Origin of the sequence: Pseudomonas sp. FW300-N2A2, assembly GCF_017351735.1 — a bacterium.
GTDB lineage: Bacteria > Pseudomonadota > Gammaproteobacteria > Pseudomonadales > Pseudomonadaceae > Aquipseudomonas > Aquipseudomonas migulae.
The window spans coordinates 211,447-237,356 of sequence record NZ_JACNDU010000004.1 but is presented as its reverse complement, the minus strand read 5'-3'; the positions used below and the strand labels follow the sequence as shown (position 1 = coordinate 237,356).

The 25,910-nt window shown below is 59.7% G+C and carries 24 protein-coding genes; 13 read left to right on the top strand and 11 right to left on the bottom strand.

The genetic code is table 11. From position 1 onward, the window contains the following. Window positions 1–37 precede the first annotated feature (37 nt). The 3 genes from betC to J4E42_RS08745 all read left to right on the top strand — a co-directional run bounded on the left by betC (window position 38) and on the right by J4E42_RS08745 (window position 4,213). Window positions 38–1,552: a choline-sulfatase gene (gene betC, locus J4E42_RS08755; RefSeq protein ID WP_207285007.1), complete on the top strand. Its 1,515-nt coding sequence runs from the start codon at window positions 38–40 to the stop codon at window positions 1,550–1,552. A gap of 16 nt (window positions 1,553–1,568) precedes the next feature. After that, window positions 1,569–2,489, top strand: a complete 921-nt coding sequence (gene choX / locus J4E42_RS08750) for a choline ABC transporter substrate-binding protein (protein WP_207285006.1) — start codon at window positions 1,569–1,571, stop codon at window positions 2,487–2,489. A gap of 155 nt (window positions 2,490–2,644) precedes the next feature. After that, complete coding sequence (locus tag J4E42_RS08745) at window positions 2,645–4,213, top strand: SulP family inorganic anion transporter (RefSeq protein ID WP_008044030.1); 1,569 nt, start codon at window positions 2,645–2,647, stop codon at window positions 4,211–4,213. Between the two features lie 159 nt (window positions 4,214–4,372). Here the strand turns inward: J4E42_RS08745 and aroE are convergent, their stop codons facing one another. Both aroE and hemF read right to left on the bottom strand, forming a co-directional pair. Further along, window positions 4,373–5,194: a shikimate dehydrogenase gene (aroE, locus tag J4E42_RS08740; RefSeq protein WP_207285005.1), complete on the bottom strand. Its 822-nt coding sequence runs from the start codon at window positions 5,192–5,194 to the stop codon at window positions 4,373–4,375. A 9-nt stretch (window positions 5,195–5,203) separates the two neighbouring features. Beyond that, window positions 5,204–6,118 carry an oxygen-dependent coproporphyrinogen oxidase gene (hemF, locus tag J4E42_RS08735; RefSeq protein WP_008027593.1) on the bottom strand — a complete coding sequence of 305 codons (915 nt, stop codon included), beginning with the start codon at window positions 6,116–6,118 and terminating at the stop codon, window positions 5,204–5,206. A gap of 180 nt (window positions 6,119–6,298) precedes the next feature. Here hemF and J4E42_RS08730 point away from each other — a divergent pair, with 180 nt between their 5' ends. Beyond that, a complete protein-coding gene (locus J4E42_RS08730; RefSeq protein ID WP_207285004.1) occupies window positions 6,299–7,276 on the top strand; it encodes an NADPH:quinone reductase in 978 nt (325 codons plus the stop codon). Window positions 7,277–7,387: 111 nt separating this feature from the next. Here J4E42_RS08730 and J4E42_RS08725 read toward each other — a convergent pair whose 3' ends face one another. The 3 genes from J4E42_RS08725 to J4E42_RS08715 form a co-directional block, all read right to left on the bottom strand. Beyond that, window positions 7,388–7,945 carry an L-threonylcarbamoyladenylate synthase gene (locus J4E42_RS08725; protein WP_192228136.1) on the bottom strand — a complete coding sequence of 186 codons (558 nt, stop codon included), beginning with the start codon at window positions 7,943–7,945 and terminating at the stop codon, window positions 7,388–7,390. A gap of 54 nt (window positions 7,946–7,999) precedes the next feature. Next, window positions 8,000–9,100 carry a DNA-processing protein DprA gene (gene dprA, locus J4E42_RS08720; protein WP_207285003.1) on the bottom strand — a complete coding sequence of 367 codons (1,101 nt, stop codon included), beginning with the start codon at window positions 9,098–9,100 and terminating at the stop codon, window positions 8,000–8,002. An 80-nt stretch (window positions 9,101–9,180) separates the two neighbouring features. Further along, window positions 9,181–10,206, bottom strand: coding sequence for a LysM peptidoglycan-binding domain-containing protein (locus tag J4E42_RS08715; protein ID WP_207285002.1), 1,026 nt, complete (start codon window positions 10,204–10,206; stop codon window positions 9,181–9,183). A 171-nt stretch (window positions 10,207–10,377) separates the two neighbouring features. Here J4E42_RS08715 and def point away from each other — a divergent pair, with 171 nt between their 5' ends. The 5 genes from def (at window position 10,378) to J4E42_RS08690 (ending at window position 15,049) form a co-directional block, all read left to right on the top strand. Beyond that, on the top strand, window positions 10,378–10,884 hold the full coding sequence (gene def, locus J4E42_RS08710; protein ID WP_008027583.1) for a peptide deformylase: 507 nt from the start codon (window positions 10,378–10,380) through the stop codon (window positions 10,882–10,884). A 71-nt stretch (window positions 10,885–10,955) separates the two neighbouring features. Then, complete coding sequence (gene fmt / locus J4E42_RS08705; protein WP_008027581.1) at window positions 10,956–11,915, top strand: methionyl-tRNA formyltransferase; 960 nt, start codon at window positions 10,956–10,958, stop codon at window positions 11,913–11,915. Further along, window positions 11,912–13,222, top strand: coding sequence for a 16S rRNA (cytosine(967)-C(5))-methyltransferase RsmB (gene rsmB, locus J4E42_RS08700; RefSeq protein WP_207285001.1), 1,311 nt, complete (start codon window positions 11,912–11,914; stop codon window positions 13,220–13,222). Before fmt ends, rsmB begins: the two co-directional genes overlap by 4 nt. Before the next feature lie 22 nt (window positions 13,223–13,244). Next, window positions 13,245–14,618, top strand: coding sequence for a Trk system potassium transporter TrkA (gene trkA / locus J4E42_RS08695; RefSeq protein WP_008027578.1), 1,374 nt, complete (start codon window positions 13,245–13,247; stop codon window positions 14,616–14,618). A gap of 116 nt (window positions 14,619–14,734) precedes the next feature. Beyond that, window positions 14,735–15,049, top strand: a complete 315-nt coding sequence (locus tag J4E42_RS08690) for a tetratricopeptide repeat protein (RefSeq protein ID WP_207285000.1) — start codon at window positions 14,735–14,737, stop codon at window positions 15,047–15,049. Here J4E42_RS08690 and J4E42_RS08685 read toward each other — a convergent pair whose 3' ends face one another. The 3 genes from J4E42_RS08685 to tag form a co-directional block, all read right to left on the bottom strand. Next, window positions 15,050–15,289 carry a PilZ domain-containing protein gene (locus tag J4E42_RS08685; protein WP_207284999.1) on the bottom strand — a complete coding sequence of 80 codons (240 nt, stop codon included), beginning with the start codon at window positions 15,287–15,289 and terminating at the stop codon, window positions 15,050–15,052. It abuts the gene before it with no gap. A 161-nt stretch (window positions 15,290–15,450) separates the two neighbouring features. Then, window positions 15,451–16,338, bottom strand: coding sequence for a lysophospholipid acyltransferase (locus J4E42_RS08680; RefSeq protein WP_192228140.1), 888 nt, complete (start codon window positions 16,336–16,338; stop codon window positions 15,451–15,453). A gap of 40 nt (window positions 16,339–16,378) precedes the next feature. Next, window positions 16,379–16,936 (bottom strand): DNA-3-methyladenine glycosylase I, encoded by a 558-nt coding sequence (gene tag, locus J4E42_RS08675; protein WP_207284998.1) that lies wholly within the window; start codon window positions 16,934–16,936, stop codon window positions 16,379–16,381. Between the two features lie 81 nt (window positions 16,937–17,017). On the opposite strand from tag, the gene glyQ reads away from it, so the two are divergent. From glyQ to J4E42_RS08655, 4 genes are all read left to right on the top strand, one after another. Next, complete coding sequence (glyQ, locus tag J4E42_RS08670) at window positions 17,018–17,971, top strand: glycine--tRNA ligase subunit alpha (protein ID WP_003213601.1); 954 nt, start codon at window positions 17,018–17,020, stop codon at window positions 17,969–17,971. Next, window positions 17,968–20,022, top strand: a complete 2,055-nt coding sequence (gene glyS / locus J4E42_RS08665) for a glycine--tRNA ligase subunit beta (RefSeq protein WP_207284997.1) — start codon at window positions 17,968–17,970, stop codon at window positions 20,020–20,022. Before glyQ ends, glyS begins: the two co-directional genes overlap by 4 nt. A gap of 6 nt (window positions 20,023–20,028) precedes the next feature. Further along, window positions 20,029–20,562 carry a D-glycero-beta-D-manno-heptose 1,7-bisphosphate 7-phosphatase gene (gene gmhB, locus J4E42_RS08660; RefSeq protein WP_008027564.1) on the top strand — a complete coding sequence of 178 codons (534 nt, stop codon included), beginning with the start codon at window positions 20,029–20,031 and terminating at the stop codon, window positions 20,560–20,562. Between the two features lie 82 nt (window positions 20,563–20,644). Continuing rightward, a complete protein-coding gene (locus J4E42_RS08655) occupies window positions 20,645–21,424 on the top strand; it encodes a 1-acyl-sn-glycerol-3-phosphate acyltransferase (RefSeq protein ID WP_008027562.1) in 780 nt (259 codons plus the stop codon). Window positions 21,425–21,609: 185 nt separating this feature from the next. Here the strand turns inward: J4E42_RS08655 and J4E42_RS08650 are convergent, their stop codons facing one another. The 3 genes from J4E42_RS08650 to recF form a co-directional block, all read right to left on the bottom strand. After that, window positions 21,610–22,128, bottom strand: coding sequence for an Hcp family type VI secretion system effector (locus tag J4E42_RS08650; protein WP_032832632.1), 519 nt, complete (start codon window positions 22,126–22,128; stop codon window positions 21,610–21,612). A 237-nt stretch (window positions 22,129–22,365) separates the two neighbouring features. Next, entirely contained in the window at window positions 22,366–24,783 is a 2,418-nt protein-coding gene (gene gyrB, locus J4E42_RS08645; protein ID WP_008027559.1) for a DNA topoisomerase (ATP-hydrolyzing) subunit B, read from the bottom strand. Between the two features lie 5 nt (window positions 24,784–24,788). Continuing rightward, complete coding sequence (recF, locus tag J4E42_RS08640; RefSeq protein ID WP_008041454.1) at window positions 24,789–25,892, bottom strand: DNA replication/repair protein RecF; 1,104 nt, start codon at window positions 25,890–25,892, stop codon at window positions 24,789–24,791. Window positions 25,893–25,910 lie beyond the last annotated feature (18 nt).

Below are 25,910 nucleotides of genomic sequence, written 5' to 3'. Positions count from 1 at the left end.
TCTCGCATAAATATTCACTATGGAATGCCGCGATCACATGAAGCGCAAGAATATTCTTTTCATCATGGCCGATCAGATGGCCGCGCCAATGTTGCCGTTCTACGGCCCTTCGCCGATCAAATTGCCCAATCTCAGCCGCCTCGCCGCCGAAGGCGTGGTGTTCGACGCCGCTTATTGCAACAGCCCACTCTGCGCGCCGTCGCGTTTTACCTTGGTCAGCGGTCAGTTACCGAGCAAGATCGGCGCCTACGATAACGCGGCCGATTTCCCTGCCGACGTGCCCACCTACGCCCACTACCTGCGGCGCCTCGGTTATCGCACCGCGCTGTCCGGCAAGATGCACTTCTGCGGCCCGGACCAACTGCACGGTTACGAAGAACGCCTGACCAGCGACATTTACCCGGCCGACTACGGTTGGGCAGTGAACTGGGACGAACCGGACGTGCGTCCGACCTGGTATCACAACATGTCGTCGGTACTGCAGGCCGGGCCTTGCGTGCGTACCAATCAGCTGGATTTCGATGAAGAGGTGGTGTTCAAGGCCCAGCAGTATTTGTTTGATCACATTCGTGAGGACGGCGACCAGCCGTTCTGCCTGACCGTGTCGATGACTCACCCACACGACCCGTACACCATTCCCAAGGCTTTCTGGGATCTGTACGACGACGCCGACATCCCATTGCCCGAAACCCCGGCACAAACCGAGCTCGATCCGCACGCCCAGCGTTTGCTCAAGGTCTACGACCTGTGGGACAAGCCGCTGCCTGTGGATAAGATCCGCGATGCACGCCGGGCTTATTTCGGTGCTTGCAGCTATATCGACAGCAACGTCGGCAAACTTCTGCAAACGCTCGAAGATACCGGGCTGATCAACGACACGATTATCGTGTTCTCCGGCGACCACGGCGACATGCTCGGCGAGCGTGGCCTCTGGTACAAAATGCATTGGTATGAAATGGCCGCGCGCGTGCCGATGTTGATCAGTTCACCCGGCCAGTTTGGCGCCGGACGGGTCAGCGCAGCGGTTTCCACCGCCGACCTGCTGCCGACGTTTGTCGAGTTGGCCGGCGGCGCTCTGGAACCGGGCTTGCCGCTGGATGGCCGTTCGCTGGTTTCGCACCTGCAAGGGCAGGGCGGTCACGACGAAGTCTTCGGCGAATACATGGCTGAAGGCACCATCAGTCCGCTGATGATGATTCGCCGTGGCGCCTACAAATTCATCTACAGCGAAGACGATCCGTGCCTGCTCTTCGACGTACACAACGACCCGCGTGAACAGGAAGAACTCAGCCAGTCTCCGCAACATCGGCTCCTGTTCGATGAATTTCTTGCCGAAGCACGGGCCAAATGGAACATCCCGGCGATACACCAACAGGTGCTCGCGAGCCAGCGTCGTCGGCGTTTCGTCGCCGAGGCACTGACCATCGGCAAGCTGAAGAGCTGGGATCACCAGCCACTGGTGGACGCCAGTCAGCAGTACATGCGCAACCACATCGACCTCGACGATCTGGAGCGTAAAGCACGTTATCCACAACCCTGCCAAAACCAATAATGTTAAGGGGAAGTCCATGCAAAAGTTATCCACAGTACTGACGGTCGGACTGCTGGCTCTGGGCAGTGCGTCGGCGTATGCCGATCAGAGCTGCGAGACGGTGAAAATGGCCGACCCTGGCTGGAGCGACATCGCCGCGACCAACGCCATCACCGGGTTTCTGCTGGACGGCATGGGCTACAAGCCCAAAGTCGACACCCTCGCGGTGCCGATTACCTTTGGCGGGTTGAAGGATGGCCAGGTCGACGTGTTTCTCGGCAACTGGATGCCGGCGCAGCAGGGTTTCTATGACAAGTTCGTCGCCACCGGCGACGTCACGCAACTGGCGAAGAACCTCGATGGCACCGAGTTCACCCTGGCTGTGCCGGATTACGTGTGGGACGCGGGTGTGCATAACTTCGCCGACCTGAACAAGTTCGCCGACAAGTTCGACAAGAAGATCTACGGCATCGGCTCCGGCGCCCCGGCGAACATCTCGCTGCAAGAAATCATCAAGAAGAACGACTTCGACATGGGCCAGTGGAAACTGGTCGAGTCCAGCGAACAGGCGATGCTGGCCGAAGTGTCTCGTGCGGTGAAGAAACAGAAATTCGTGACCTTCCTCGGCTGGACACCGCACCCGATGAACGTGCAGCTGAAAATGCATTATCTGAAGGGCGGCGAGAAATACTTCGGCGATACCGGCAGCGTCCATACCCTGACCCGCAAGGGTTACGCCGAAGCCTGTCCGAATGTGGGCAAGTTGCTGACCAACCTGAGTTTCACCCAGGAGATGGAAAACAGCATCATGGCGGATGTGGTGAACAAGAAGGTCAGCAATGCAGATGCGGCCAAGGCGTGGATCAAAGCCAATCCGGCAGTGCTGGATAAATGGCTGGAAGGCGTGAAGACCGCGGACGGCAAGGATGCGTTGCCGGCGGTAAAAGCCAAGCTCTAACCCTTTGGGTGGCTACCTGTAGGAGCCAGCTTGCTGGCGATAGCGGTGTATCGGACGCGATAAATGTTGACTGATGCGCCGCCATCGCCAGCAAGCTGGCTCCTACAAGGTGTTGTGCTGATACCCTTGCGCAAAATTTTCAACCGAGAGGACCCATGGCCTTCCCCAGCCGCCATTCACTCTTCCCCTTCCTCACGTGGTTGCCCCGGCAGACCCGCGCCAGCGTCGGCCGTGACCTGATCGTCGGCCTCAGCGGCGCCATTCTCGCGTTGCCGCAATCCATTGCCTACGCGCTGATCGCCGGTCTCCCACCGGAATACGGCTTGTACGCCGCGATCATCCCGGTGCTGATCGCCTGCCTCTGGGGTTCATCGTGGCATTTGATCTGTGGGCCTACGGCAGCCATTTCGATTGTCCTGTTCGCCAGTGTCAGTCCTCTGGCCGTCCCTGCGTCCAAGGACTACATCACGCTGATCCTGCTTCTGACGCTGCTCGCCGGCATTTTCCAGTGGCTACTGGGTTTGCTGCGATTCGGCGCGCTGGTGAATTTTGTCTCGCACTCGGTGGTATTGGGCTTCACCCTCGGCGCCGCCGTGGTGATTGCCATCGGTCAAATGCCCAACCTGCTGGGGCTGGACTTGCCCAGCCAGGCCACCGCACTGGACAGCTTTTTGATGCTGCTGCAGCACCTCGATGCGGTGGATAAACCCTCGCTCGTGCTGGGGCTGGCAACAGTCGTCGTCGGCATAATCCTGAAAGGGTTGCTGCCTCGCTGGCCGACGCTGCTGATCACCCTGATCCTCGCCGGGCTGCTGGTTTGGCTGTGGCCATCGATGTTCGGCCACGTGAACCTGGTGAGCGCGTTTGTCGGGCGGCTGCCGCCCTTCAGCCCGTTGCCACTGGATCTGGACATGATTTTGCGATTGCTGCCCAGCGCAGTAGCGGTGGGGATGCTCGGGCTGGTGACGAGCCTGTCGATTGCCCGTTCCTTGTCGGCACGCTCGCAGCAATTGCTCGATGCCAATCAGGAGGTCCGCGCGCAGGGTTTATCGAACATGGTCGGTGCGTTTTTTTCCGGTTCGCTGTCAGCCGGTTCCTTCACCCGTTCCGGCCTCAGCTACGAAGCGGGTGCCTGTTCGCCAATGGCGGGGGTGTTTTCCGCGTTGTGGGTGGCGCTGTTTGCGATCTTCGGCGCCAACCTGATTGCGCATATTCCGATCCCGGCCATGGCTGGCAGCATCCTGCTGATCGCCTGGGGGTTGGTCGATCATCGCGGCATTCGTGCGTTGCTGCGGGTCAGCCGCGCCGAGTTCATGGTGATGGCGCTGACCTGTGTCGCCACGCTGTTGCTGGAATTGCAGACAGCGATCTATGCCGGCGTGCTCGCGTCGTTGTTTTTCTACCTCAAGCGCACCTCGCAACCACGGGTACAGCATTGGCGTGACGGCGATGAAGACATTCTGCGGGTCGGCGGTTCGATCTTTTTCGGCGCCAGCCATTACCTGCAAGTGCGCCTGCAACGCATGCACGGGGCGCGGGTGGTGATCGAGGCGCAGCAGATCAACTTTATCGACTATTCGGGGGTGGAAATGCTGCACCAGGAAGCGCGGCGACTACGCAAGCAGGACCGTAGCCTGACCTTGCGCGGGGCGCGACCGCCGGTGGTGGAGGAGTTGCGAAAGCTCGAAGGCGCGGAGAAATGCCCGATTCATTTCGAAGATTGAAACACACCCATCTCCGGACAATGACCGCGATCACGGCATACCAACCGACTGTAGGAGCCGGCTTGCTGGCGATTCAACGATAACGCGGTTTGCCTGATGTACCGCGGCGTCGCCATCGCCAGCAAGCCGGCTCCTACAGTGTGCGTAGTAAGAGTGTGTTTACGCCGCCAGTTGGCGGCGCAGTTCGGCCAGCACCGGCGTTGTGTCCGGGCGTACGCCGCGCCACAGCAAGAAGGCTTCTGCCGCTTGCTCAGCCAGCATCCCCAAACCATCCATCGACACGGCAGCGCCATGCGCCGTAGCCCAACGGCAGAACGAGGTCGGTTCCTTGCCGTACATCATGTCGTAGCAAACGGTCTTGCCCGGCTCGATCAGACTGCCCGCAATCGGTGGTACATCGCCCGACAAACTGGCCGATGTCGCGTTGATGATCAGGTCCACCGATTCCCGCAACCAGTCGAAACCACTGGCCGACACCGGCCCCAGATCCGCGAACAATTCCGCCAGCAGCTCGGCTTTTTCCACCGTGCGGTTGGCGATGATCACCGAGGCGGGTTGCTCGGCCAGCAGTGGCTCCAGCGCACCGCGCACTGCGCCGCCGGCGCCGAGCAGCAGGATGCGTTTGCCCTTGAGGCTGAAACCGGCGTTGACCGTCAGGTCCCGCACCAGCCCGGCACCATCGGTGTTGTCGCCCAGCAGCGTGCCATCGGCGAGCTTGCTCAAGGTGTTCACCGCGCCAGCCCGCTGCGCTCGCGCCGTCACACTGTCGGCCAGACGGAACGCCTCTTCCTTGAACGGCACCGTCACGTTCGCCCCGCGACCTTCCAGGAAAAACTCCCGGGCAAAGTCGGAAAAATCGTCGAGCGGTGCCAGCGAAGTGCTGTAGTCCAGTTGCTGAGCGGTCTGCTCGGCGAACAGACGATGGATCAACGGCGACTTGCTGTGGCCAATCGGGTTACCGAATACGACGTAACGATCCATCAGAAATCCTCAGGCCTGGGCCAACCAGTCGCGGTCTTGCAGGAAGTACTCGGTCAGGCGTGCTTCTTCGCTGCCGGGCTCGGCTTTCCAGTCATAGCTCCAGCGAACTTGCGGCGGCAACGACATGAGGATCGACTCGGTACGCCCACCCGATTGCAGGCCGAACAGCGTGCCACGGTCGTAAACCAGGTTGAACTCGACGTATCGGCCACGGCGAAATTCCTGAAACTCGCGCTGTTTTGCAGTGAACGCATCATTTTTGCGGCGCTGCACGATCGGCAGGTAGGCGTCGATGTAAGCGTCACCGATGGCACGCATGAAAGCGAAGCTGGTGTCGAAATCCCACTCGTTCAAATCATCGAAGAACAGGCCGCCGATGCCGCGCGGTTCGTGGCGATGCTTGATGTGGAAATAGCTGTCGCACCAGGCTTTGTAGCGCGAATAGACGTCCGGACCGAACGGCGCGCAGGCCTGCTCGGCGACGCGGTGCCAGTGCACGCAGTCATCGATGTTGCCGTAATAAGGGGTCAGGTCGAAGCCGCCGCCGAACCACCAGACCGGTTCTTCGCCTTCTTTTTCGGCGATGAAAAAGCGCACGTTGGCGTGGGAAGTCGGCACATGTGGATTGTGCGGGTGAATCACCAGCGACACGCCCAGGGCTTCAAAGCCACGGCCGGCCAGTTCAGGTCGATGGGCGCTGGCGGACGGTGGGAGACCGCTGCCAAACACGTGGGAAAAGTTGACGCCGCCCTTTTCGATGACCGCGCCGTTCTCGATCACGCGGGTGCGACCGCCACCGCCGGCAGGCCGGGTCCAGGCGTCTTCGACGAATTGCGTGCCGCCGTCTTCGGCTTCCAGGGCAGCGCAAATGCGGTCTTGCAGGTCGAGCAGGTAGGCTTTTACGGCCTCGGTGCGGGTCGTCATGTCTTCACCTTGAATCGGGCAAAACTACGCGGCGCTCCATGGGAGCGGGGGCCGGCGCAAATGGGCGCGTAGCATAACATTGCAGATGGACTCGCCACAGTTGACGGGGATCAAGCTTGGGAGTTCGATAGGGCGCTTGGCACTACACCTCTAGTAGCTGAAGACCTAAGGAGAGTTCTGATGGCAAAGCGTATCCAGTTCCGCGCCCATGGCGGCCCCGAAGTGCTCGAGTATGTGGATTACCAACCGGCCGAGCCCGGCCCGCAGCAAGTGCGCGTCACCAACAAGGCCATCGGCCTGAACTTCATCGACACCTATTTCCGCAGCGGCCTCTATGCGCCGCCGGCCTTGCCGTCGGGCGTGGGTTCGGAAGGTGCGGGCGTGGTCGAGGCGGTGGGCAGCGAAGTCACCCGCTTCAAGGTCGGTGATCGCGTGGCGTACGGCAGCGGCCCATTGGGCGCCTACAGCGAGGTTCACGTATTGCCGGAAGCCAATCTGGTGCACCTGCCGGACGCGATCAGCTTTGAACAGGCCGCCGGGGTAATGCTCAAGGGCCTCACCGTGCAGTACCTGTTGCGTCAGACCTATGAACTCAAGGGTGGCGAAACCATTCTGTTTCACGCCGCTGCCGGGGGTGTCGGTTCGCTGGCCTGCCAATGGGCCAAGGCGCTGGGCGTGAAGTTGATCGGCACGGTCAGCTCGCCGGAGAAAGCCGCGTTGGCAATGGCCAACGGTGCGTGGGCGACCATCGACTACAGCCACGAGAACGTCGCACAACGCGTACTGGAATTGACCGACGGCAAAAAAGTCCCGGTGGTGTACGACGGTGTCGGCAAAGACACCTGGCTGACTTCGCTGGATAGCACAGCGCCTCGGGGCCTGGTGGTGAGTTTTGGCAACGCTTCGGGCGCGGTGGACGGGGTAAACCTGGGGATTTTGTCGGCGAAGGGATCGTTGTACGTGACCCGGCCAACACTGGCGACTTATGCCAACAACGCTGAAAACCTGCAGCGGATGGCGGATGAGTTGTTTGAGATGATCATCAGCGGGAAGCTGAAGGTGGAGATCAGCCAGAAGTATTCACTGGCTGACGCGGCGAAGGCGCAGACCGAGTTGTCGGCGCGGCGGACGACAGGTTCGACTGTTTTGTTGCCTTAAAGACGCCATCGCCGGCAAGCCAGCTCCTACAGGTGCGAGTCGTTTGAATATTTTGCGAACGACTTGGACCTTGTAGGAGCTGGCTTGCCAGCGAAGAACGATGACGCGGTCTCAACCCGGGCGAATGACGTTCCCGGTCGCCAGATCGCGAATCACGCTCGGATTCTTGCGCCCACCGAGGTTGCCGCCAAGAATCAAATCAAGCTGCCCGCGGAAATACTGCTCCACGCGAATCCGCGTCCGCGCCGCCGGCCGGCCCTGCGGGTTGGCCGAGGTTGACACCAACGGCCCGACCAATGCGCACAAATCCCGCACCAACGGGTGATTGCTGACCCGCAACGCCACCGTTTCGTGCACGCCGGTAATCCACTGCGGCAACTGATTCCGATGCGGCACCAGCCAGGTATTCGGCCCCGGCCAGGTGCTGGCCATGCGGTCCATCCACAGCTCAGGGAAGTCTTCGAACAGGAAGTCGAACTGGCGGATGTTGTCGGCAACCAGAATCAGGCCCTTGTCCACCGACCGGCCCTTTAGCATCAGCAGACGTTCGACCGCTTCTTCGTCCCACGGGTCGCAACCCAGGCCCCAGACCGCCTCGGTTGGATAGGCAATCACCGCCCCTGCGCGAATGGCTTGCGCGGCTTGTTGCACACGCCAACTGTTGACCATGAAAAACTCTCCGGAATAAGGCTCTGCGCAGTTTACCGATGTTCCTTATAAAACCTAGCTCACCCGCGCAAACCAGCGCCCGCTTTCGCAGACCGCCCGGCCGTCCATTTCCAGTTCCGTCAACGCCGCCAGCACTTTGGGCAGCGCCCAGCCGCTGGAGACGGACAACGCTTCACTGGTGTGCGGCGCCGCGTGCAGCAGCATCAACAGCGGATGAGCCACCGACGGAGCCTGCATGGCTAACGGCAACTGCTGCCAGCCGCGCAACGCTTCGAGGATATGTTCGATGGTTTCCACCAGCATCGCACCGTCGCGAATCAGCTGATGACACCCCTTGGCGCCGGGATGATGGATCGATCCCGGAATCGCATACACCTCACGACCTTGTTCCGCCGCCAGCCTCGCGGTGATCAAGGAACCGCTGGCGACACTGGCCTCGACCACCAGCACGCCGAGGGACAAACCACTGATGATTCGATTGCGTCGCGGAAAGTTGCTGGCCGTAGGCCCGGCGTCCAGCGGGAACTCTGAAAGCACCGCGCTGCCCGACGCAATCATGGCATCGGCAAGCCTGCGGTTGCGCTGTGGATAAAACTTTTCAAGTCCCGTGCCAAGTACGCCGACCGTTTGCCCGCCCACGTCCAGAGCGGCTTGGTGCGCGGCGGCATCGATCCCCAGCGCCAGACCGCTGGTGATGACAAAACCGGCGCCAGCCAGACTGCGCGAAAACGCGGCGGCCGTGTCCATCCCCGGACGGGAAGCGCGACGACTGCCGACCATCGCCAATTGCGGTTTTTCCAGTATGCCCGGATCGCCCGCGACGAATAGCAGTGGCGGCGCGTCGCTGATTTCCGCCAGCAATGCCGGGTAGTCAGGCTGGTCCCACATCAGTAAATGCTGGCCGGGACGGTCTAGCCAGGCCAATGCGTGGCTGGCGCCGTCCCGGACATCATCGGCCCGGCGAGCCTCGGCGCAAGCAAACGGCAAGCCCAGCGAACGCCAGGCACTGGCCGGCGCGCTGATGGCTTTGGACCCCGAGCCGAAGGCTTCGAGCAGTTTCCTGAAACGCGCAGGACCGAGCTCCGGCAAACGATGCAGACGTAAACGGGCTTCCAGTTCCGCAGGGGAAACCGGTGTAACAGCAGGCAGCGACATGGATCATCCTTGATCGTTATGAGCCCCGTTCAAACGGGAATAAGCTGTGGATAACTCTGTTGGTAACTTGTGGAGCCTGCTTACGGATTTCGCACCTTGTCCATCACCGCCAAGGAGCGCGATGCGGTGAGCACCAATCCGTAACTGAGTTTGTCGTAGGTGCGGAACACCATCAGCAAACCGGCGCGTTCATCGGGAATTTTCAGAGGCTGGCCGGAGACCCGGTCACGCACGGTTTCGCCGGTTTTCATCACCACCAGCACGTTGCCTTCGGCGAGACCGTCGCGTTGGCCCCGGTTCAGCGTCACGACATCCATCGCGCCGATCTGGGTAACCCCGCGCGGTACGTCAATGATCAGGCCGTTGACCGGGTTTTTTGGCGCACTGGGCATGAAGGTCGAGTTGATCGATCGTTCCTCGCCGCTGAACAAGCGATCGCCGAGGCGAACTTCCTGAGTGGTGCGTTGCAGTGCAAGCGTCGCGACATCACCTTCGGTAGCGACAATTTCACCGCCGCCGATGTCGTCGGCATTAATCCCCAGGAACTCCTTGCTCTCGGGGTCTGTATAAACCTTGCCTTGGCGGAAGATGCCGTAGACCGGCTGGTTCGGATCGAAATGGCCGCGGGCGAAAATCCGGTCGCCGGTGCCGCTGAGCACCCGTTCGGCATCGCCGGCGACGATGTAAGGCGCCTTGTCGAAATCCTCGACCTTGTCGACGATGCGGTTGCTCAGCAGAAAACTGTTGATCGACTGCAACGGAATGCTCGGGATGGCGTCGGCCACCGGCGAACTGTGCACCCGTGGCGAGAGCTTGATGGTGCCCCGGGAAGCCCCGCGATTGAGGGTCAGACGCGGCTGCCCGTCAACGTAGACCAGCGACAGCAAATCGCCGGGGTAGATCAGATTGGGGTTCTGGATCTGCGGATTGGCCTGCCAGAGCTCGGGCCACTTCCACGGCTCACGGAGGAATTTCCCGGAGATGTCCCAGAGTGTGTCACCCGCCGCCACTGTGTATTGCTGTGGAAAACCTTCCTTGAGTTGCACTTGCCCATGCGCCAAACCGGCCGAGGCCAGAAGGAGCAAGGCGAGTAGTGATTTCCTCATGCGGTGAATCCCTTTATTATGTGCGTTCGCGTGAAACGCCAGAGCCCTCGTGGCTCGCTCCCGACTCTTTACCTAAAAGAAAAGGAGCTACGCTTCACAACGGTAGCCTGCATCTTCGGACCTGCCAGGCCATCGACCCGACTTTACCTCACACGTGCAGCAATCAAGCTTATGGCCATTTTAGACATCCTCGAATTCCCCGACTCGCGCCTGCGCACTATCGCCAAACCTGTGGCCGTAGTGGACGACGAAGTGCGTCAGTTGGTCGATGATATGTTTGAAACAATGTATGAAGCGCCAGGCATCGGCCTCGCCGCGACCCAGGTCAACGTGCACAAACGTATCGTCGTGATGGACCTCTCCGAAGACCGCACCGAACCGCGGGTGTTCATCAACCCCGAGTTCGAGCCCCTGACCGACGAGATGGAGCAATACCAGGAAGGCTGCCTCTCGGTGCCGGGTTTCTACGAAAACGTCGATCGCCCGCAGAAGGTCAAGGTCAAGGCCCTGGACCGCGACGGCCAGCCTTACGAACTGATCGCCGAAGGCCTGCTCGCCGTGTGCATCCAGCATGAATGCGACCACCTGAACGGCAAATTGTTCGTCGACTACCTGTCGAATCTCAAACGTGACCGAATCAAGAAGAAACTGGAAAAGCTCCATCGCCAGAACGCTTGATGCCCTCCTTTCAAAGGCTTGCTGCGGCAAGCCTTTTTCTTTTGCGACTGCTTTGTAAATGAGAGCTTCCCATGACTGAGCCACTGCGCATCGTCTTTGCCGGCACCCCGGAATTCGCCGCCGAACACCTCAAGGCCCTGCTCGACAGCCCTTACGAGATCGTCGCGGTCTACACCCAACCGGACCGTCCGGCAGGTCGCGGGCAAAAGTTGATGCCGAGCCCGGTCAAGCAGTTGGCACTGGAAAACAACATCCCGGTGCTGCAACCGCCAACCCTGCGCAACGAAGACGCTCAAGCCGAACTGGCCGCGCTGAAGCCGGATTTGCTGGTGGTGGTCGCCTACGGCCTGATCCTGCCGCAAGTGGTGCTGGATATTCCGCGCCTGGGCTGCATCAACAGCCACGCGTCGTTGCTGCCACGCTGGCGCGGTGCGGCGCCGATCCAGCGCGCCGTCGAAGCCGGCGACAGCGAAAGCGGCGTGACCGTCATGCGCATGGAACTGGGCCTCGACACCGGGCCGATGCTGCTCAAGGTCACCACGCCGATCAGCGCTGAAGACACCGGCGGCAGCCTCCACGACCGCCTGGCGGAACTCGGCCCACCGGCAGTGATTCAAGCCATTGCCGGCCTCGCCGCCGGCACTCTGGAAGGCGAAGTGCAGGACGACAGCCTCGCCACCTACGCACACAAATTGAACAAGGACGAAGCGCGCATCGACTGGACCCGCCCGGCCATTGAGTTGGAACGTCTGGTCCGCGCCTTCAATCCATGGCCGATCACCCACAGCACGTTGAATGGCGAAGCGCTGAAAGTGCTGGCCGCGAGCCTCGCGGAAGGCAAGGGCGCACCAGGTGAAATCCTCAGCGCCAGCAAAGACGGCCTGATCGTCGCTTGCGGTGAGCAAGCGCTGTGCCTGACCCGTCTGCAATTGCCCGGCGGCAAGGCGCTGAACTTCAGCGATTTGTTCAACAGCCGTCGTGAGAAATTCGCCGTCGGCACCGTGCTCGGTCAAACGGCGGACGCTCAATGAATCCACGTCTGGCCGCCGCCAAGGCACTTGCTGCAGTTCTCAACGGAAAAGCCTCACTCAACAGTTCGCTGCCGACACAAATGGACAAGGTCGAAGACCGCGATCGCGGCTTCACCCAGGACCTGGCGTTCGGCACCGCGCGCTGGCAGCCGCGTTTGTCGGCGCTCGCGGCCAAGTTGCTGCAGAAGCCGTTCAAGGCTGCCGACGCCGATGTCGAGGCGTTGCTGCTGGTCGGTCTCTACCAATTGCTCTACACCCGCGTCCCGGCTCACGCCGCCATCGGCGAAACCGTCGGTTGCGCCGACAAGCTGAAGAAGCCGTGGGCCAAAGCCTTGCTCAACGCCGTGTTGCGCCGCGCCCAACGTGAAAGCGAAGCGCTGCTGGCCGAGCTGGAACACGACCCGGTGGTGCGCACCGCCCACCCACGCTGGCTGCAAAAATCCCTGAAAGCGTTTTGGCCTGAGCAGTGGGAAGCCATTTGCGCGGCGAACAACGCGCATCCGCCGATGATTCTGCGGGTCAACCGTCGTCATCACACTCGTGATGCCTACTTGGGTCTGCTGACCGAAGCGGGCATCGCCGCCACGGCGTGCGTTTACAGCCGGGACGGCATCATTCTCGACGCCGCCGCCGACGTACGCAGCCTGCCGGGCTTCGCCGAAGGCTGGATCAGCGTGCAGGACGAAGCGGCGCAACTGGCCGCCGACCTGCTCGACCTGGCGCCGGGCCAGCGAGTGCTCGACGCCTGCTGCGCACCGGGCGGCAAGACCTGCCACATCCTCGAAGCCGAACCCGCACTGGCGGGCGTCGTCGCCGTGGATCTGGAAGCCAAGCGTCTGGTGCGTGTGCGAGAAAACCTCGCACGCCTGGGCCTGAGCGCCGAACTGATCGCCGCCGACGGCCGCGACACGGCCGCCTGGTGGGATGGCAAACCGTTCCAACGCATCCTGCTCGATGCGCCATGCTCGGCCACCGGCGTGATCCGTCGTCACCCAGACATCAAACTGACTCGCCAACCGGACGACATCGCCGCGCTGGCAGTGCTGCAAGGCGAGTTGCTGGATGCCATGTGGATAACTCTGGAGGTCGGCGGAATTCTGCTTTACGCCACCTGTTCCACGTTGCCGACCGAGAACACTGAAGTCATCGAAGCCTTCCTCGCCCGCACGCCGGGCGCCCGTGAGCTGGACCTCGCCACCACGGCCGGCATCAAGCAGCCCCACGGTCGCCAGCTGCTGGCACAGGAAGGCGGCCACGACGGGTTCTATTACGCCAAGCTGATCAAGATCGCCGCCGCGCGCGGTTAACCGGTTTTAAGGGAGTGACTGGATGAAAATCATCATCCTCGGCGCAGGGCAGGTCGGCGGTTCGCTGGCGGAACACTTGGCCAGCGAGGCCAACGACATCACCGTGGTCGACACCGATGGCGAACGCCTGCGCGACCTCGGCGACCGGCTGGACATCCGCACCGTGCAAGGCCGCGGCTCGCTGCCGACGGTGCTGCGCCAGGCCGGCGCGGACGATGCCGACATGCTGGTGGCGGTGACCAACAGTGACGAAACCAACATGGTCGCCTGTCAGGTCGCCCACACCCTGTTCCACACCCCGACGAAAATCGCCCGCGTCCGCGAAGCCGCGTACCTCACGCGCTCCGAGCTGTTCGATAACGAAGCGATTCCGGTGGATGTGCTGATCAGCCCGGAACAAGTGGTCACCAACTACATCAAGCGCCTGATCCAGCATCCGGGTGCGTTGCAGGTGATCGATTTCGCCGAAGGCAAAGCGCAGCTGGTCGCGGTGAAGGCGTACTACGGCGGACCGCTGGTGGGTCAGCAACTGCGTCAGTTGCGTGAACACATGCCGAATGTCGAAACCCGCGTAGCGGCGATTTTCCGCCGTGACCGGCCGATCCTGCCTCAGGGCGATACGGTGATCGAGGCGGACGACGAAGTATTTTTCATCGCCGCCAAGGCGAATATTCGGGCAGTGATGAGCGAAATGCGCCGCCTCGATGAGAGCTACAAGCGCATCGTCATCGCCGGGGGCGGGCAGATCGGTGAGCGTCTGGCCGAGGCCATCGAAAGTCGTTATCAGGTGAAGATCATCGAGATGAACCCGGCCCGCTGCCGCCATCTCTCAGACACCCTCGACAGCACCGTGGTCCTGCAAGGCAGTGCCTCCGACCGCGATTTGCTGATGGAAGAGAACATCGCCGACGCCGACATCTTCCTGGCGCTGACCAACGATGACGAAGCCAACATCATGTCGTCGCTGCTGGCCAAGCGTCTGGGCGCGAAGAAGGTGATGACGATCATCAACAACCCGGCTTACGTCGACTTGATCCAGGGTGGCGACATCGACATCGCCATCAGCCCGCAACTGGCGACCATCGGCACCTTGCTGGCCCACGTGCGGCGCGGCGACATCGTCAGCGTGCATTCATTGCGCCGTGGTGCGGCGGAGGCCATCGAGGCCATTGCCCATGGCGATGCGAAGTCGAGCAAAGTGATTGGCAAGGCCATCGAGAACATCGGTTTGCCGCCGGGCACCACGATTGGCGCGATCATTCGTGATGAAGAAGTGATCATTGCCCACGATGACACGGTGATCGCGGCGGGCGACCATGTGATTCTGTTCCTTGTGGATAAGAAGCATATTCGGGATGTGGAGAAGTTGTTCCATGTGGGGCTCAGCTTCTTTTAAACCGTTACGCCGCCATCGCCAGCAAGCTGGCTCCTACAAGGGATTGCGTGCAACCTGTAGGAGCCGGCTTGCCGGCGATGCGATTTCGATAACGACAACCATCCGGAATTATTCCCATGATCGAATCCCTGGAAAAAATGCTCGCCAAGGGTGTGGATAACTCATTGCTGCGCTTCGGCCTCGGCAAGGGTTATCTGGATCTTGGGGAAAACGCCAAGGCCGCCGAGCATTTCCAGCGTTGCGTCGAATTCGACCCGAAGTATTCAGCGGCCTGGAAGCTGTTGGGCAAGGCATATCTGGCGCTGGCGGACTATCCGGCCGCGCGTCAGGCGTGGGAGCAGGGTCTGGAAGCTGCTCGTGCTCACGGCGACAAGCAGGCGGAGAAGGAGATGACGGTGTTCCTGAAGAAACTTGAGCGCCAGGCGCACTGATCAGAGGTAGCGCAGGCCAATGCCGTCAGCGTCTACCAGCACCACTTCCATGCGAACCCGCGGCGCGCCTGTGGGTAAATCCTGTACCTGACCATAGACCACCGCCCCCTTGGTCAACGCCGACAAGCCCGGATGCTTGACGTAGACGCCGGTGGTCGAGAGATTTCGGGTCTGGCCAAGGCATTCGCCGAAGCTTTCGTGACTGATCTTGATGCGAAACGATTTGCGGTGTTCGGACATCTTCTGCGCCCTTTTTATGAACAGTTGTGGATAACTTGTAGGAGCGAAGCTTGCTCGCGAAGGCGATATCACATCCAACATCAATGTTGAATGTAATGGCCTCTTCGCGAGCAAGCTTCGCTCCTACAAGTTCAAGTTATCCACAGATCATGCCAATCAACTCAATACCAGCGCTCTTCACCCGGAGGCCGCTTCTTGAAGCGTTTCATGCTCCACATGTACTGGCTCGGATACGCCCGCACATAACGCTCGACCACCTTGCTCATGGCAGCGCAGGACGTCTCGGTATCCGTGCTGTACATGGCCTCTGGCGCCGCTTCGAGGATCACCTTGTAGCCCGAACCGTCCGGTAACCGCAGCGCGTGAAGGAACACGCCAACCGCCTTGCCGCCAGCGAGCATGTTCGGCACAAACTTGCTGGTGAGTGCCTGAGTGGCAAAGAACGGCACGAAGATCCCGGCGGATTCGGCCGGTTCCGGGTCAGCGGGAATGCCCACTGCACCACCTTTGCGCACTTCCTTGATGACGCTGAGGATGCCTTCCTTGGTGGAGGCGGCGACCCTGTTACCCAGTTGCACTCGCTGCTTGCGCAGCAATTCATCCACAGCCTTGAGCTTTGGCGGGCGATAGAAAATGATCGGTTTGCACTGGCTGCAATAGAAGTGGTTCAACACTTCCCAGTTGCCGAGGTGGCTGGTGATGCCGACCACACCTTTGCCGGAGGCGAGGGCGTCTTTCAAGACGTCGAGCCCTTCGACTTCGCGCACCAGATCGATGGAACGCTGCGCCGGCCAGATCCACGCGCAGGCACTTTCGGTCAGCGACTTGCCAATGTCTTTCAGGCTCTGGCCGACCAGACGCTCGCGCTCGGCAGGGTCCATCTCCGGAAAACACTTGGCCAGATTGATCCGCACCACATCACGGGAACGGTTAGGGGTTTTCCACATTACCCAGCCAATGGCCGAGCCAACCACCTGCACTGCTCGCCAGGGAAGCAGGGCAAACAGCCGCAGAGCGCCTACCAGCAAGGCGCCTTTCAACTTATCCACAGGTCACTCCTGATCTTGTGCTGTGCGCGAGGCGGCTATTCTAACCGCCGTTCGTCAACGTCGCGTAGCGATCGCAATCCTGGGTGTGGTCCATGACCATCCCCGAGGCCTGCATCAACGCATAGCAAATGGTCGGGCCGACGAAGGTGAAGCCGGCTTTTTTCAGGCCTTTGCTCATTTCCACGGCGACTGGCGTGACCGCCGGGACTTCGGTGCGATCCTTGAAATGATTGATCACAGGCGTACCGCCAACGAAAGACCAGAGAAACTCGACCGGGTCTTCAAGCGCCAGCCAGGCCTGGGCATTGCGCCGGGCGGCGTTGAGTTTGAGGCGATTGCGGATGATCCCGGGATCGAGCATCAATTCATCGATTTCGGCGTCGCTCATTTGCGCCACGCGCTGTACATCGAAGCCGAACAGCACCTCGCGATATCGCTCGCGTTTACGCAACACGGTGATCCAGGAAAGGCCGGCCTGGAACCCTTCGAGCAAAAGCAACTCGAACAAACCCTGCGCATCGCGTAGCGGCGTGCCCCACTCCTGGTCGTGATAAGCCATGTACAGCGGATCTTCGGAACACCAAAAGCAGCGTGGCATAAGGCTCCAGGGGGCGTGCGCAGCAATGAATCGGGTATACTCCCGCTCTTTAAATCGCAGCCCAAGAAACAGGTGAATTTCGTGAGCCAGCCTACGCCAGCCGTGCGTACCTTCCAAGACTTGATCCTCGCCCTCCAGCAATACTGGGCCGAGCAAGGTTGCGTGGTACTTCAGCCCTACGATATGGAAGTAGGCGCCGGGACTTTCCACACAGCCACGTTTCTGCGCGCCATCGGCCCGGAAACCTGGAACGCCGCTTATGTGCAGCCCAGTCGTCGCCCGACTGACGGCCGCTACGGCGAAAACCCGAACCGTCTGCAGCACTACTATCAGTTCCAGGTGGTTCTGAAGCCGAACCCGGACAACTTCCAGGAACTGTACCTGGGCTCCCTCAAGCATGTCGGCCTGGACCCGCTGGTCCACGACATTCGCTTCGTCGAAGACAACTGGGAATCGCCGACCCTGGGCGCCTGGGGTCTGGGCTGGGAAGTCTGGCTGAACGGCATGGAAGTGACGCAGTTCACTTACTTCCAGCAGGCGGGCGGCATCGAGTGCTATCCGGTGACCGGTGAGATCACTTACGGCCTCGAGCGTCTGGCCATGTACCTGCAAGGCGTGGACTCGGTCTACGACCTGGTCTGGGCTGACGGTCCGTTCGGCAAAGTGACCTACGGCGACGTGTTCCACCAGAACGAAGTGGAGCAATCGACCTACAACTTCGAACACGCCAACGTCGAGAAGCTGTTCGAACTGTTCGACTTCTACGAAAGCGAAGCCAAGCGCCTGATCGAACTTGACCAGCCGCTGCCGTTGCCGAGCTACGAAATGGTGTTGAAGGCGTCCCACACCTTCAACCTGCTGGATGCGCGCCGGGCGATCTCGGTGACTGCGCGTCAGCAATACATCCTGCGTGTGCGCACCCTGGCGCGTTCCGTTGCGCAAGCCTACCTGCTGGCTCGCGCCAAGCTGGGCTTCCCGATGGCGACCCCGGACCTGCGTGATGAAGTACTGGCCAAGTTGGAGGCTGCACAATGAGTGCTCAAGATTTCCTGGTTGAACTGGGCACCGAAGAACTGCCACCCAAGGCCCTGAACACCTTGGCCGAAGCATTCCTGGCCGGTATCGACAAAGGCCTGCAAGCCGCTGGCCTGAACTACGAGACCAAAACTGTCTACGCCGCGCCGCGTCGTCTGGCTGTGCTGATCACCGCGCTGGCTACCCAGCAACCGGATCGCAGCATCAACCTCGACGGCCCGCCACGTCAGGCGGCGTTCGATGCCGAAGGCAACCCGACTCAAGCGGCACTGGGTTTCGCCAAGAAGTGCGGCGTAGAGCTGAGCGAAATCGATCAGAGCGGTCCGAAACTGCGTTACAGCCAGAGCATCGCCGGTAAGCCGACCGCAAGCCTGCTGCCGACCATCGTCGAAGATTCCCTGAATGACCTGCCGATTCCGAAGCGCATGCGCTGGGGTGCGCGCAAGGAAGAATTCGTTCGTCCGACCCAATGGCTGGTCATGCTGCTCGGTGACCAGGTCATCGATTGCACGATCCTCGCCCAGAAAGCCGGCCGCGACTCCCGTGGTCACCGCTTCCATCACCCGGAAAGCGTACGCATCACCTCGCCAGCCAACTACCTGGCCGACTTGCGTGCCGCTTACGTTCTGGCCGATGCCAACGAGCGTCGCGCAATTATCAGCAAGCGCACCGAAGAACTGGCGACGATGCAGGAAGGCACGGCGATCGTTCCGCCAGCCCTGCTCGACGAAGTGACCGCGCTGGTTGAATGGCCGGTGCCGCTGGTGTGCTCGTTCGAAGAGCGTTTCCTCGACGTGCCGCAAGAAGCGCTGATTACCACCATGCAGGACAACCAGAAGTATTTCTGCCTGCTGGATGCCGACGGCAAGTTGCTGCCACGTTTCATTACCGTGGCCAACATCGAAAGCAAAGACCCGCAGCAAATCATCGCCGGTAACGAGAAAGTGGTTCGCCCACGCCTGACCGACGCCGAGTTCTTCTTCAAGCAAGACAAGAAGCAGAAACTCGAAGACTTCAACCTGCGCCTGCAAAACGTGGTGTTCCAGGAAAAACTCGGCAGCGTCTACGACAAGGCCGAGCGCGTTTCCAAGCTTGCTGCGTTCATCGCGCAACGCATTGGCGGCAACGCCGCATGGGCTTCCCGTGCCGGCCTGCTGTCCAAGTGCGACCTGGCGACCGAGATGGTCGGTGAGTTCCCGGAAATGCAAGGCGTCGCCGGTTACTACTACGCCCTGAACGATGGCGAGCCGGAAGAAGTCGCGCTGGCGCTGAACGAGCAATACATGCCGCGCGGTGCCGGTGCTGAACTGCCGACCACCCTGACCGGTGCGGCCGTGGCCATCGCCGACAAACTCGACACGCTGGTCGGTATCTTCGGGATCGGCATGCTGCCAACCGGTAGCAAAGACCCGTATGCCCTGCGCCGTGCTGCACTGGGCGTATTGCGCATCCTGATCGACAAGAAGCTCGACCTCGACCTGAACGACGCCGTGGCCTTTGCCGTAAATGCGTTCGGCGCCAAGGTCAAGGCTGCTAGCCTGGCCGACTCGGTACTGGAATTCGTGTTCGACCGTCTGCGTGCCCGTTACGAAGATGAAGGCGTGGACGTGGCGACTTACCTGTCGGTTCGTGCCCTGAAGCCAGGTTCTGCGCTGGACTTCGATCAGCGCGTACAAGCGGTGGAAGCGTTCCGCAAATTGCCTGAAGCGGCGGCCCTCGCTGCAGTGAACAAGCGCGTTTCGAACTTGCTGAGCAAGGTCGAAGGTTCTGTTCCTACAGTCGTTGAAGCCAAGTACTTCGACAACGCCAACGAATTCTCCCTGTACTCGGCGATTCAACAGGCAGACCAAGCGGTTCAACCGATGGCAGCTGCGCGTCAGTACAGCGAGTCGCTGGCACGTCTGGCAGCCTTGCGCGAGCCTGTGGATGCTTTCTTCGAAGCCGTCATGGTCAACGCTGAAGATGCCAAGGTCCGTGCCAACCGCTATGCGCTGCTGGCGCGTCTGCGTGGCTTGTTCCTCGGCGTCGCCGATATTTCGTTGCTGGGGTAAGACTGTTTGAAACTGCTGATTCTCGATCGGGACGGGGTGATCAATTACGACTCCGACGCTTACATCAAGTCGGTGGAGGAGTGGAAACCGCTCCCCGGTTCGATCGAAGCCATCGCGCAGTTGAGCAAGGCCGGCTGGACGGTAGCAGTCGCTACCAACCAGTCCGGCATCGCTCGCGGCTATTACGACGTCGCCACCCTGGACGCCATGCACGAGCGCTTGCGCTCGTTGGTCGCGGAGCAGGGCGGTGAAGTCGGGCTGATCGTCTATTGCCCGCACGGGCCGGACGAAGGCTGCGATTGCCGCAAGCCAAAACCCGGGATGCTGAAAACCATCGCCACGCATTACAACGTATCGCTGACTAATCTATGGTTCGTCGGCGACAGTCTTGGTGACCTGGAAGCCGCCAAAGCCGTCGATTCTCAGCCAGTTTTGGTAAAGACCGGGAAAGGCGAAAAGACTTTGGGCAAAACCCTACCGGTAGGCACTTTGATTTTTGACGATCTCGCGGCGATTGCCGCAGAACTTATCCACAATTAGAGCGTTTTCGAGATTCCTGACCAAGGATTGATCGGGAGTGCGCTTTATATAGACGGGCAGAGCCCGCACGGTAAACGTCGCCATGTCGATATTGCAGGCCATCAGAACCTTCCTCTTTTACCTGCTGCTGGGCACCAGCTCCTTGCTTTGGTGCAGCCTGAGCTTTTTTATCGCGCCTTTTCTGCCGTTCAAGGCGCGCTATCGTTTTATCAACGTGTACTGGTGCCGTTGCGCCTTGTGGCTGAGCAAAGTCTTTCTGGGCATCAGCTACGAAGTGAAAGGTGCCGAGAACGTGCCAGACCAGCCCTGCGTGATTCAGTCGAACCACCAGAGCACCTGGGAGACGTTCTTCCTCTCGGCCTATTTCGAGCCGTTGAGCCAGGTACTGAAACGCTCATTGCTGTTTGTACCGTTCTTCGGTTGGGCCATGGCCATGCTGCGGCCGATCGCCATCGACCGCGACAACCCGAAGGCCGCGCTCAAACATGTAGCGAAGCAGGGCGATGAACTGCTGAAGGACGGCGTCTGGGTACTGATATTCCCTGAAGGAACGCGGGTCCCTTACGGCACCATCGGAAAATTCTCACGAGGTGGTACGGCGTTAGCCGTCAACGCCGAACTTCCGGTGCTGCCGATTGCGCACAATGCCGGCAAATTCTGGCCGAAAACCGGTTGGGCCAAGAAGCAGGGCGTCATCACTGTGATCATCGGCGAGCCGATGTACGCCGAAGGCAGTGGCCCCCGCGCGATTGCCAACCTCAATGACCGGGTTCAGGCCTGGAACGAGCAGATGCAACGGGAAATGGGCTCGCTCCCACCCGCTCCGCAAGCACCGGCTGCCAATGATCAGATGGCTGTCTGAGATTCTGTGGATAACCTGTGTACCGTTTTGCTGAAAAGTAACGTATTTAGTTTGTAGGTTTATGATTTATATACATATTTCTTAAGCTCATAAAATATGGAAAAAGGTGCATAAGTTTTTTTCGGACGTAAAAAAACCGGCTGATATAGCCGGTTTTTTTATGCCTGCGAATAGAGCAGGGAGGCTTAGCTGATAATCGGAGCACGCCAGTCATCAGAACCGGAAGTACCGCAGGCTTCGTGAGTCCAGGTGATTTTTCGATAGGTGAAATACACGTCTTCGAGATGCGTAAAGTGGGCCATATTGGGATCCTGGCAGCTTGGCATTCTTGTCTGCACATCGACGATCACTGCGTCTTCCAGCTCGATGCTGAAGTAATGTTCCTGTTTCCCCGCCGACGAAGTCCGATACCAAGCGATATGGCAGCTATTCAACACTTCTCCGCTCGTTAACGCGTTAAAAATCAACGGTGATGATTTATCAAATACCTTTGAGATCATCAGCGGCTTATGCACACGCTGGCCCGTTGGCTGACCCGATTGGGGATCTCTCGGAATGATAATTTGGTGACTGAATGCCTGGACCAGGATTTGGTCTTCGTGCCCCTCCTGATAGACGTTACCAACCGACTCTGGAGTAAATGTCCCGGCAGTAATCATCCCTTGCCGATTTCCATTTATAACTAAATACGCGGGTGTTGGCATAACTGCATTCCCTGTTCGATATCCCAAAAATGATAGCTCCCGTCAGTCATACACTTGACGAAGAGGCTGTAGGATAAAGAGCACTCGGGATAGCGTATGTAGGACTTATCTGTGAGGATCCGAGGCAAAACGCCTGCGTTCCATACGATTTGGCACCGCCGCTGAAGGGCGAGATAGCGCAATAAAAAAGGCCAGCGCAATGCGCTGGCCTTTTTTATTGTTGGCAGAACCGCTGGATCAGAAATCCAGGTTGGAAACCGCCAAGGCATTGCTTTCGATGAAGTCACGACGAGGTTCGACCGCATCACCCATCAGGGTGTTGAAGATCTGGTCCGCGCCAATGGCGTCTTCGATGGTCACTTTGAGCATCCGGCGCTGGCTTGGGTCCATGGTGGTTTCCCACAGCTGATCCGGGTTCATCTCACCCAGACCTTTGTATCGCTGGATGGTGTGACGCTTGGTGCTTTCAGCCATCAGCCATTCAAGGGCTTCCTTGAACTCGGTGACCGGCTTCTTGCGTTCGCCACGCTGGATGTACGCGCCGTCGTCCAGCAGGGTGCTCAGCTGAGCGCCCAGGGATACGACAGTCCTGTAATCGTTGCTGCCGAAGAAGTCGCGGTTGAACGTGACGTAGTTCGACAGGCCGTGGGAGATCAGCTCGACCTCTGGCAGCCAGACGTTACGCTCACGGTCTTCACGCAGGCTGGCCTTGTAGACCAGGCCGGACTTCTCGACGGTGCGCAGACGGACTTCATACTTGGCCAGCCAATCCTGCATCGCTGCGTGATCGGACAGTTGCTCCATGCTCACCGCTGGCAGGTAGATGAAGTGCTCGGTCAGTTCCTGAGGGTACAGGCGCGACAGACGCTTGAGGGTCTTCATCACCAGACGGAAGTCGTTCACCAGACGCTCAAGGGCTTCGCCGGAGATACCCGGGGCTTCCTCGTTCAGGTGCAGGCTCGCATCTTCCAGGGCCGACTGCGTCATGTACTCTTCCATGGCGTCGTCGTCTTTGATGTATTGCTCTTGCTTGCCTTTCTTGACCTTGTACAGCGGTGGCTGAGCGATGTAGATGTAGCCACGCTCGATCAGCTCTGGCAGCTGACGGAAGAAGAACGTCAGCAGCAGCGTACGGATGTGCGAACCGTCGACGTCAGCATCGGTCATGATGATGATGTTGTGGTAGCGCAGCTTGTCGATGTTGTATTCGTCGCGACCAATACCGCAGCCCAGTGCGGTGATCAAGGTGCCCACTTCTTGCGAAGAGATCATCTTGTCGAAGCGCGCCTTCTCGACGTTGAGGATCTTGCCCTTCAACGGCAGGATGGCCTGGGTTTTACGGTTACGCCCCTGCTTGGCGGAGCCGCCAGCAGAGTCACCTTCCACGAGGTACAGTTCGGAAAGGGCAGGGTCTTTTTCCTGGCAGTCAGCCAGTTTGCCCGGCAGGCCGGCGATGTCCAGCGCGCCTTTGCGGCGGGTCATCTCACGGGCCTTACGTGCTGCTTCACGCGCACGTGCCGCGTCGATCATCTTGCCGACGACCAGTTTGGCTTCGTTCGGGTTTTCCAGCAGGAAGTCGGAGAAGTACTTGCCCATTTCCTGTTCGACCGCGGTCTTCACTTCGGAAGAAACCAGCTTGTCTTTAGTCTGGGAGCTGAACTTCGGATCCGGCACCTTCACCGAGATGATCGCGGTCAAGCCTTCACGGGCGTCATCACCGGTGGTGGCGACCTTGTGCTTCTTGGCCAGGCCTTCAGCTTCGATGTAGGTGTTCAGGTTACGCGTCAGGGCGGAACGGAAACCCACCAGGTGAGTACCGCCATCACGCTGCGGGATGTTGTTGGTGAAGCACAACAGGTTCTCGTTGAAGCTGTCGTTCCACTGCAGGGCGATTTCCACGCCGATGCCGTCTTCACGCTGGATGTTGAAGTGGAACACCTGGTTGACCGCAGTCTTGTTGGTGTTCAGGTATTCAACGAACGCACGCAAGCCACCTTCGTACTTGAACAGCTCTTCCTTGCCGCTGCGCTCATCCTTGAGGACGATGCCGACACCGGAGTTGAGGAAGGACAGTTCACGAATCCGCTTGGCCAGGATGTCCCAGCTGAAGTGGATGTTCTTGAAGGTTTCAGCCGATGGCTTGAAGTGAATCTGGGTGCCCGTGGTTTCGCTCTCGCCAACGATTTTCATCGGCTCTTGCGGGACGCCATGGACGTAAGTCTGTTCCCAGATCTTGCCGCTGCGGCGAACGGTCAGGACCAGTTCCTTGGACAGTGCGTTCACTACCGAAACACCAACACCGTGCAGACCGCCGGATACTTTGTAGGAGTTGTCGTCGAACTTACCGCCGGCGTGCAGCACGGTCATGATGACCTCGGCTGCCGAGACGCCTTCTTCTTTGTGTACGTCTACCGGGATGCCACGACCGTTGTCGCGAACGGTGATGGATTCGTCCGGGTGGATGATGATGCTGATGTCGTCGCAATGGCCGGCCAAAGCTTCGTCGATCGAGTTATCGACCACCTCGAACACCATGTGGTGCAGACCGCTGCCATCGTCGGTGTCACCAATGTACATACCGGGACGTTTGCGTACGGCATCCAGGCCTTTCAGCACTTTAATGCTCGTTGAGTCGTACGTATTTTCTTCGCTCAATGCCTTCACTCCCGATGGTCGTGGGTCTGGGTGATACGGCCCTGTTCCACGTGGAACAGAGCGACTGGCGTTTCCGTCTGCCAGCCTTCCCTCAATAATTCGTGATCTACACAGGTGATAAACACCTGGCAGCGTAAGTCTTCCAACAAGCGGCAAAGCGCGCGGCGGTGCTGCTCGTCCAGTTCGGACGGCAAGTCATCCACCAGATAAATACACTGGCCGCGTCGGGCCTGGCTGACCAGGTGCCCTTGGGCAATCCGCAATGCACAGACCACCAACTTCTGCTGACCGCGGGACAAGATGTCCGCGGCGTTATGTGCGCCCAATCTGAGGCGCAAATCAGCGCGTTGTGGTCCGGCCTGGGTATGCCCCATCTGCTGGTCTCGCTGAACGGACCCAGCGAGCACTGCACTCAATTCGCGGTCTTTGTCCCAGCCTCGGTAATAGCTGAGCGTCAAACCTTCAAGCTCAACCAGTTCGCTCAAGGTCTGTTCAAAGACTGGTTTCAAGGCTTTGATATAGGCACGGCGGTATTCATCAATTTCAGCGCTGGCCTGGCACAGTTCCCTGTCCCAAACCGCTTGCGAAACGGCGTCAAGTGTACCATGCCGCAGCCAAGAGTTTCTCTGGCGCAGGGCCTTCTGCAAGCGCTGCCAGGTGGACATGAACCGCGGTTCCACGTGGAACACGCCCCAGTCGAGAAACTGCCGGCGAATCTTCGGTGCGCCTTCAAGCAGGCGGAAGCTATCAGGGTTGATCAGTTGCAGCGGCAGGATCTCCGCCAGCTGTGCCGCACTGCGCGCGTTCTGCCCGTCAATACGGATCTGGAACTCGCCTTGGCGGTCCCGTGATATCCCCAGTGCGCTGTGCCCACCTTCAGCCAACTCAACCTGACCGAATACGGTACAGGCCAATTGCTCGTACTGAATAACCGGCAAAAGGCGGGTACTACGAAACGAACGGGCAAGCCCCAGCAGGTGAATGGCTTCCAGAACACTGGTTTTGCCGCTGCCGTTGGCGCCGTAAAGAATGTTGATTCGGGGGGAGGGGGAGAAGGTCACCGGGTGCAGATTGCGCACCGCGGTGACCGAGACGCGACTTAATGACATCTAGCTTCTGCTGAGCAT